Raw genomic sequence first — 8,789 nt, 5'->3', positions numbered from 1 at the left:
ATTACGCAAAATAATTCGGTACTATTAAACATCGGGACTAGAGTTTTAAGTTTTGTGTGGTAACTCAACTGATGGCTCTAGTCCTCTTATTTTTCAAGTCAATTTTTTATCCGCGATTCGGGTTAAAAAGCAAACTGAAGACAAAACTGCACTGATGTTGTTTGCGGTTGGTGAAAACTTTATGCCACATGCAGAAAATGACCGTTTTGGCTTTGTTTATGAATTAGCAGGTTTTAAACCAGTCTTGGATCCATCTGAACAGTCTAATGCACCCCGTCCAGAAGCCGGCTCTCCGGAAGCATTGAAAGCAGCGGAGAAAAATGTTCAGCGTATTACAGCAGCCGTTGAGAAGAATCCGGATTACATCATTATCCTGGATCGTGGTGCAGTGAATACCCAGAAATATACCGCTCAGGATAATATTCAGAAACACCTTGCCCTAAAAAATGCCAAAGCCTTGGCAGAGAAAAAAGTGATCTATGTGAATGCTGATGCCTGGTACATCACTGGTGCAGGTTTGGACAATACCGCTTTCATGCTGGAAGAACTCATTAAAGGCACAGCGAATTAATTTTTAACCCATTACTAAAAAGGAAGCTTCAAGCTTCCTTTTTATTTGAAACATCTAGTAATAAATTAAGACCCAAGACTGGAATTTAATGCCAACCCAGGAAGCAACTTAGCAGCGATAATGTATACATCTGTATATTAATTGCTGTAAGTTGCGAGATATTTTGCATGTCCACTTCCCTAGACGGTCTTCAATTTCCCATTTCTGCTTCACAACAAAAACCAAGCACATCGAAAATCGGCCGTAACATTATTTCTGAAGCCTTAGGCGCAGTTGATCCTGTACATGCTACTGCAGCACAGCAGGAAAAAAACTGGCGTAAGCAATATCCGCTGCACTTTAAACATCTGGTTGAAGATGGATTACGCTCTGCGGGTGCAGCACTGAGTATTGCCAAGCAAGGTCTGGAAACTGCACATGCCAGCTTTGAATTTTATCGTGATGGCCAGAAGCATCTACTGAAAGATGTGATGTCTCTGCCTGCGCAGAACCTGAATACTTTCCAGCTGAAAGGCCAGTCTGAAAAAGCCCCAGAATGGTATGTGCCCTATCATGGCAAAAAACTGCAAGGACAAGCATTACTGGATCAGATCCAGTCTTGGGAAGAGCATGGTATCGTCGAACCGAGTCATGCCAATGCACTGCGTGAATGTATTGCCCATCCGGAATGGTTTGACCTATCCGATCGTACCACTGTTCTATTTGGAGCCGCTTCTGAAGCAGGTCCACTAACCTGGTTGTCGAAATGGAAAGCCAATATTGTCGCGATTGACCTGCCGAATACTCGTGTCTGGGGCAAGATTTTAGATACAGTAAGTCAAGGCAACGCCACTTTATATGCACCATCAGTTGAAGCGCTTCCTGCTGATACTTCACTGGAAGTTTTAAAAGAAAAACTCGGTGCCAACCTGCTCACCCAGATTCCTGAAATTGCTCAATGGCTGATTCAGTTTGAACAGGATTTAGACTTGGCGGCAATTGCCTATCTGGATGGTGAAAAGCACGTACGTGTTTCTATGGCGATGGATGCCATTATGAAATATGTTAGCAAGCAGAAAGCCAATACCAGCCTGATGTATATGTGCACCCCGACGGATGTATATGCAGTTCCAGAAGAAGTCGTTCAGGCTTCACAAAGCAAATACCAGCAGTTGTCGAAATTGGAAAGTACTTTAACCAAAGGCATTTCACTGATTTCACGCAAGCATTTTTTCCAGAAAAATAAGCAGGATCTGTTTAAGGTTGGCGATAAGTCTTATGGTGTTTGTGACTGTCTGGTCATTGAGCAAGGTCCGAACTATGCACTGGCTAAACGCATCCAGCAATGGCGTGCAACATTGGCACGTGCTAACGGGCAGCAAGTGAGCATCAATATCGCTCCTTCAACAACGACTTATTCTGTGACCAAGAATCCACTGCTGAAAGCTGCATTTAACGGTGCCAGCCTATTTGATGTAGAAGCATTCGCTCCTGAAACCACCAATGCGATTATGGCGGCATTGTGGATTCACGACCTACGTAATCCTGAATCTGTGGCCAATCCTGATATACAACTCAACCATCCACTTGAGTTGATGATGTCAGGCGCAAATCATGGCGGTTTATGGCGTGTGGCTTATCTGGCACGTACTGCTCTGCCTTTTGCTGCGCTGTATGGTTTTGCAACGGATAAATTACCAAAGGGATTATTGGGTAAGAAGTTGAAGAAGTAATTCTTCTTAAATAGATAGATCTCTCTCCAGAGCAAGTTTTAAGGTAATACTCAAATATGGGTTAGTGAAAAAGTATTTTTACTTTACCCTCACCCCCTTGCGTAGCAATGTTACTCATCCCATAGGGAGAGGGTGTTTTCTTTGTGAAATTAATACTTCTTTTGGATCTTCAAGAAGATTCCCTCTCCTGAGCAAGCTTTAAAGCACTGCTTTTAAAGCGCAGCGCAAGTGAGGGTTAGGGAGGGGTCATCTTTTATTTAAATCCCTCATCTCTTGCAGAAGAGGAGTACTCCTATCTTCCACAAGGAAATATAAAAATCACCCATAAAAAAACGCTGCCTAAGCAGCGTTTTTTACATCGAATCTTCTTAGAAAACTTTCAGAAGAATCCAGTACAAACCACCTGATAAACAGATCGTTGCTGGCAGTGTAAATATCCAGGCAGACAGAATTGATTTGACCATTTTAAAGTTTAGGCCCGACTTGTTCGCCACCATGGTACCTGCAACTGCAGAGTTCAGGACATGAGTGGTAGATACTGGCATACCAAAGCCATCAGCAGCAGCGATCGTAGACATGGCTACCAGTTCGGCAGACATCCCCTGACCATAAGTCATGTGCTCTTTACCGATCCGCTCACCGACAGTTACGACAATTCGTTTCCAACCCACCATGGTACCTAAACCCAATGCCAAGGCTGTTGCCACTTTCACCCAGGTCGGAATGTATTGCAGGAATGAATCCAAGTTGTCTCGATACTCATCAACGGTTTTTTCCTGAGCCTCGCTCATTGCCGGTAAAGCTTCTGCTTTGTCCAGACGTTTAAATGCTGTGGTGCTCAGGTACATGTCGTTACGGAATTCTGAAACTTGTGTTTCTGGGACATCTTTAATATTGCTGTAGCTACCGACTTTATCCCCCAAATGATCTGTCAGGCTTGCCAGTGCAGGAACAACCTCAGCATTCAATTCTTTGGTTTGAATGTAGGTCGTGATGATGGCACGTGCTTTTTCGTCCGGAATATCTTCATGCTGCGGATAAATCGCATCAGCCGTTTGCGCAGACAACTGACCAAAAGACTGGATATGTGCTGCATCCAGATTTTTGTTTAATGAATATGCCAAAGGTACACAACCGATCAGGATCAGCATGATCAGACCCATACCTTTTTGACCGTCATTTGAACCATGCGCGAAGCTCACACCTGTACAGGTAAAGATCAGAATGGCACGAATCAGCGGTGGTGGTGGCTTATTGCCTTCAGGTGGCTTAAACAGTTCAAGTTGCTTTCTGAAGATCTTTTTCACTAACAGGAATAGTACCCCAGCAAAAGCAAAACCGATCAGAGGTGAAAACAGCAATGCTTTACCAACTTTCAGCACCTGTTCCATATCCACACCAGAAGCACCACCACCTGAATTCAACAGGTAGTTCATGATACCTACCCCCAGAATCGAACCGATCAGGGTATGTGAACTGGAAGCGGGAATGCCAAGGAACCAGGTACCCAAATTCCAGAGAATCGCGGCAATCAGCATGGCAAAAACCATAGCGAAACCGGCACCTGTGCCGACATTCATAATCAGCTCGACAGGCAATAATGCAATGATCCCATATGCAACAGCACCACTGGCCACCATTACCCCAAGGAAATTACAAAAACCTGCCCACATGACTGCAACCGGTGCAGACAATGCATTGGTATAAATCACGGTCGCAACCGCATTGGCCGTGTCGTGGAAACCGTTGACGAATTCGAAGCCCAGCGCAATGAATAACGCCGTGCCTAAAAGAAGCATTGAATACAGACCGATCGGTGGGACATGAGCTAAATCTGAAGTCAATTGGAAGCCGATATAGATCAGCGTGGAGATAATTAGAGTCAGAAACACCGGCATAAAAAATTTCGGTGTGGGCACATGAACATTGGCCGGCTTATCAGAAGGCGACTGTTGTGCTGAACCTAAGGGAGTTTGATTAGAATTCATGCAAGCAGGAATAGAGGATTCAAGAATCCCCATATTGTTCAGTTAAATTGTGACAATTATATGACAAAGTGCTGTCATATAAACCAGTTTTTTAGACTTTCTCGTTGCCGTTTATCCTGTAACCACATGCTCTGAATTTTAAAAATATATAAATACAATCAAACACTTATTAAAAGAAAAACACTTGAATCGTCCGGCTTTATTCATGTTTTGCAATATATCTGATCATTCCTACCCGGCTGTCATATTTGCGAGCCTGTCATATTTGGCTAAAGATTAGCTTTGTAATATGACACTCTGATGAAAGCTGCTTATATTTTATTTTCCAGTCGTACCCTTTTATCAAAAACTTTAATTTCCAGATTTCCATCTGTTTTCAGCTTTCTATACCGGCTTGAGTTTCTTTATCAAATTTTCATATCAAGCATATCCAGCATTCTGTATAAGCACTACAGAAAACTGCGCACTAATCTGTTAAGATTATTGCCGTTTTTGATGCTTACTGAGAAAGTTTGAATGTCCACACTTGCCACCCTAAAAGAACTTCTTGCCAAGAGAATTTTAATTATCGATGGTGCGATGGGTACCATGATCCAACGCCATAAATTGGAAGAAGCCGATTATCGTGGTGAGCGTTTTGCTGATTGGGCATACGACCTTAAAGGCAATAACGACTTACTTGTGCTGACTCAGCCACAGATTATTCAAGGCATTCACGAAGCGTATCTTGAAGCTGGTGCCGATATTATTGAAACCAATACCTTTAATGGTACTCGTGTTTCAATGTCTGATTATCACATGGAAGATCTGGTTCCTGAGATCAACCGTGAAGCAGCGCGTCTGGCTAAAGAAGCCTGTGCAAAATACTCAACCCCGGAAAAACCACGTTTTGTGGCAGGTGTGATTGGGCCGACATCACGAACCACTTCTATTTCTCCAAATGTAAATGACCCTGCCTTCCGTAATATCACTTTTGACGAATTGAAAGTGAATTACATCGAATCAACCAAGGCCTTGATTGAAGGTGGTGTTGATATCATCCTGATCGAAACCGTATTCGATACTTTAAATGCCAAAGCTGCCATCTTTGCAGTGAAAGAAGTGTTTAAAGAACTGGGCACTGAATTGCCAATCATGATCTCAGGTACGATTACTGATGCATCTGGCCGTACATTAACGGGCCAAACTGCGGAAGCGTTCTGGAACTCAATGCGTCATGCAGAACCGATCTCGATTGGTTTCAACTGTGCACTGGGTGCAGATGCAATGCGTCCACACGTAAAAACTGTGTCTGATGTGGCGGATACTTTTGTGTCTGCGCATCCTAATGCCGGCTTGCCAAATGCCTTCGGTGGTTATGATGAAACTCCAGAAGAAACTGCAGCTTTCATTAAAGAATTTGCTGAAAGTGGTCTAATCAACATCACCGGTGGTTGTTGTGGTACCACTCCCGATCACATCCGCGCGATTGCTCAAGCAGTTGAGGGTATTGCTCCGCGTCAGGTCCCTGAAATTGAACCAGCATGTCGCCTCAGTGGTTTAGAGCCATTTAACATCACCAAAGATTCATTGTTCGTGAACGTCGGTGAACGTACCAACGTGACCGGTTCGAAAAAATTCCTGCGTCTGATCAAAGAAGAAAACTTCGCTGAAGCACTAGATGTTGCCCGTCAACAGGTTGAAGCCGGTGCACAGATCATCGACATCAACATGGATGAAGGCATGCTCGATTCAGAAGGTGCGATGGTGCACTTCCTGAATCTGGTGGCATCTGAACCTGATATTTCTCGTGTGCCAATCATGATTGACTCATCAAAATGGGAAATCATTGAAGCTGGTCTGAAATGCGTGCAAGGTAAAGCGGTTGTTAACTCGATTTCCCTGAAAGAAGGTTATGACGAGTTTGTAGAACGTGCCCGCCTCTGCCGTCAGTACGGTGCAGCGGTGATTGTGATGGCATTCGATGAGAATGGTCAGGCAGATACAGCTGAACGTAAAAAACAAATCTGTAAGCGTTCTTATGACGTGCTGGTGAATGAAGTTGGCTTCCCGTCTGAAGACATTATCTTTGACCCGAACGTATTCGCTGTTGCAACCGGTATCGAAGAACACAACAATTATGCTGTAGATTTCATCGAAGCCACTGGCTGGATTAAACAGAACCTGCCAAATGCGATGATTTCTGGTGGTATCTCCAACGTATCGTTCTCATTCCGTGGTAATGAGCCGGTACGTGAAGCGATCCATGCGGTATTCCTGTACTACGGTATTCAGCAAGGTTTAACCATGGGTATTGTGAATGCTGGTCAGCTAGCAATTTACGATGACATCGACAAAGACCTGAAAGATGCGGTTGAAGATGTAATTCTGAACCGTAATCAGGGTGAAAGCGGTAATGAAGCAACTGAAAAATTGCTGGAAATAGCTGAAAAATACCGTGGTCAAGGTGGTGCACAAAAAGCGGAAGAAAACCTTGAATGGCGTAATGAAAGCGTTGAAAAGCGTCTTGAATATGCACTGGTTAAAGGTATTACCACTTACATCGACCAGGATACTGAAGAAGCTCGCCTGAAAGCTGTTCGTCCACTCGACGTAATCGAAGGCCCATTGATGGCGGGTATGAACGTCGTTGGTGACTTGTTCGGTGCTGGTAAAATGTTCCTGCCACAGGTGGTGAAATCTGCACGTGTCATGAAACAAGCTGTGGCATGGCTGAACCCGTACATCGAAGCGGAAAAAACCCAAGGTGAAGCCAAAGGTAAAATCCTCATGGCGACCGTAAAAGGCGACGTGCATGACATCGGTAAGAATATCGTAGGCGTGGTACTGGGCTGTAACGGTTATGACGTGGTCGATCTTGGTGTCATGGTGCCATGTGAAAAGATTCTGCAAACTGCGATTGACGAAAAAGTAGATATCATCGGTTTGTCTGGTCTGATCACTCCTTCTCTAGATGAAATGGTTTTCGTTGCCAAAGAAATGCAGCGTAAAGGTTTTAACATTCCATTGATGATTGGTGGCGCAACGACTTCTAAAGCGCATACTGCAGTGAAGATTGCTCCGCAATACCAGAATGATGGCGTGTACTACACGGCTGATGCTTCTCGTGCTGTAGGTGTGGCGACTCAATTGCTTTCTGCCGAAATGAAGCCAAAACTGGCAGCAGACTATGCAGCGGATTATGAAAAAATTCGTATCCGTCTTGCCAACAAGCAGCCGAAAGCAGCGAAACTGTCTTATGCTGAATCGGTTGAAAATGGTTTTAAAATCGACTTCGATAAGAATGCACCATTTAAACCAAACTTCATCGGTTCACAAACTTTCACCAACTATCCTTTAGAAACCTTGGTGGAATACTTTGACTGGACACCGTTCTTTATTTCTTGGAGTCTTGCGGGCAAATTCCCGAAAATCCTTGAAGATGAAGTCGTGGGTGAAGCCGCACGTGACCTGTATGCACAAGCACAGGCGATGTTGAAAGACATCATTGAAAATAAACGTTTCGATGCGCGTGCAACTTTCAGTATCTACCCTGCGAATCGTACCGGTTCAGATACGGTTGCGGTGACTGATGAAGCTGGCAATATCACACATACATTCGAGCACTTGCGTCAGCAGTCTGACAAAGTAACCGGTAAGGCTAACTACTCATTGGCTGACTTTATTGCGCCTAAAGATGTGGCTCAGGATTACTTGGGTGGCTTTACCGTTTCGATTTTCGGTGCGGAAGAGCTGTCTCAGGAATATAAAGCCAAAGGTGATGACTATAATGCAATTATGGTTCAAGCCTTGGGTGACCGTTTTGCCGAAGCCTTTGCAGAGCATCTGCACCAGCGGATCCGTAAGGAGTTCTGGGGCTATCAGGCTGACGAAACTCTGGACAATGATGAATTGATCAAAGAGAAGTATATCGGCATCCGTCCTGCGCCGGGCTACCCTGCTTGTCCAGAACATTCTGAAAAAGCACCATTGTTTGACTGGTTAGGTACTACTGAGAAGATGGGTACTTACCTGACTTCTAGCTTTGCAATGTGGCCACCTTCATCAGTGAGCGGTTTCTACTATGCGAATCCTGAAACTGAATACTTTAATGTGGGCAAAATCTCTGGCGATCAGCTGGAAGATTATGCGAAACGTAAAGGCTGGACCTTGGATGAAGCGAAACGCTGGTTAGCGCCGAATCTGAATGATTCAGTGGTTTAATCCCCCTCGATCCCCCTTTGATAAAGGGGGAAGAATCCATTCTTATCGAATATAAAAAATTCCCTCGAGTGAGGGGATTTTTTGTTTGGCGGATTCAAGCGGCAAGTGCAACAGTATAAAAACCAGCCATAACTTCACTCGGTGTATACCAACCTAGTGTTTTTCTAGGACGATGGTTGAGTGCAAACTCTATCTGCTCTATTTGTTCGTTTGACACGCCATCAAACGATGATGATTTTGGCAGATATTGACGGATTAAACCATTCGTATTTTCATTTCTAGCTCGCTGAATAGACTTGTAAGGATCAGCAAAAT

The 8,789-nt window shown here is 44.2% G+C and carries 5 protein-coding genes; 3 read left to right on the top strand and 2 right to left on the bottom strand.

Annotated elements, in window-relative coordinates:
- Positions 1–52 precede the first annotated feature (52 nt).
- Together FTU72_RS15610 and FTU72_RS15605 are read left to right on the top strand one after the other, a co-directional pair.
- On the top strand, positions 53–571 hold the full coding sequence (locus FTU72_RS15610) for an ABC transporter substrate-binding protein (protein WP_257218524.1): 519 nt from the start codon (positions 53–55) through the stop codon (positions 569–571).
- A gap of 167 nt (positions 572–738) precedes the next feature.
- Positions 739–2,283: a hypothetical protein gene (locus tag FTU72_RS15605; RefSeq protein ID WP_180053096.1), complete on the top strand. Its 1,545-nt coding sequence runs from the start codon at positions 739–741 to the stop codon at positions 2,281–2,283.
- Positions 2,284–2,651: 368 nt separating this feature from the next.
- On the opposite strand, the gene FTU72_RS15600 is transcribed toward FTU72_RS15605, so the two are convergent.
- Entirely contained in the window at positions 2,652–4,271 is a 1,620-nt protein-coding gene (locus FTU72_RS15600; protein WP_180053095.1) for an inorganic phosphate transporter, read from the bottom strand.
- A gap of 516 nt (positions 4,272–4,787) precedes the next feature.
- On the opposite strand from FTU72_RS15600, the gene metH reads away from it, so the two are divergent.
- Entirely contained in the window at positions 4,788–8,474 is a 3,687-nt protein-coding gene (gene metH / locus FTU72_RS15595; protein WP_180053094.1) for a methionine synthase, read from the top strand.
- 94 nt (positions 8,475–8,568) lie between these two features.
- Here metH and FTU72_RS15590 read toward each other — a convergent pair.
- Positions 8,569–8,789, bottom strand: a 221-nt coding sequence (locus FTU72_RS15590; RefSeq protein WP_180016882.1) for an IS30 family transposase, incomplete at its 5' end; no start/stop codon positions are given.

Source organism: Acinetobacter sp. YH12137, assembly GCF_013418535.1.
GTDB lineage: Bacteria > Pseudomonadota > Gammaproteobacteria > Pseudomonadales > Moraxellaceae > Acinetobacter.
The sequence above is the reverse complement of the archived record's forward strand: the minus strand, read 5'-3'. Positions and strand labels throughout refer to the sequence as shown.

Bases quoted from the DNA above. Each gene is read 5' to 3' on its own strand.
- FTU72_RS15605 (WP_180053096.1), top strand. From the start codon at position 739: ATGTCCACTTCCCTAGACGGTCTTCAATTTCCCATTTCTGCTTCACAA.
- FTU72_RS15600 (WP_180053095.1), bottom strand. From the start codon at position 4,271: ATGAATTCTAATCAAACTCCCTTAGGTTCAGCACAACAGTCGCCTTCT.
- metH (WP_180053094.1), top strand. From the start codon at position 4,788: ATGTCCACACTTGCCACCCTAAAAGAACTTCTTGCCAAGAGAATTTTA.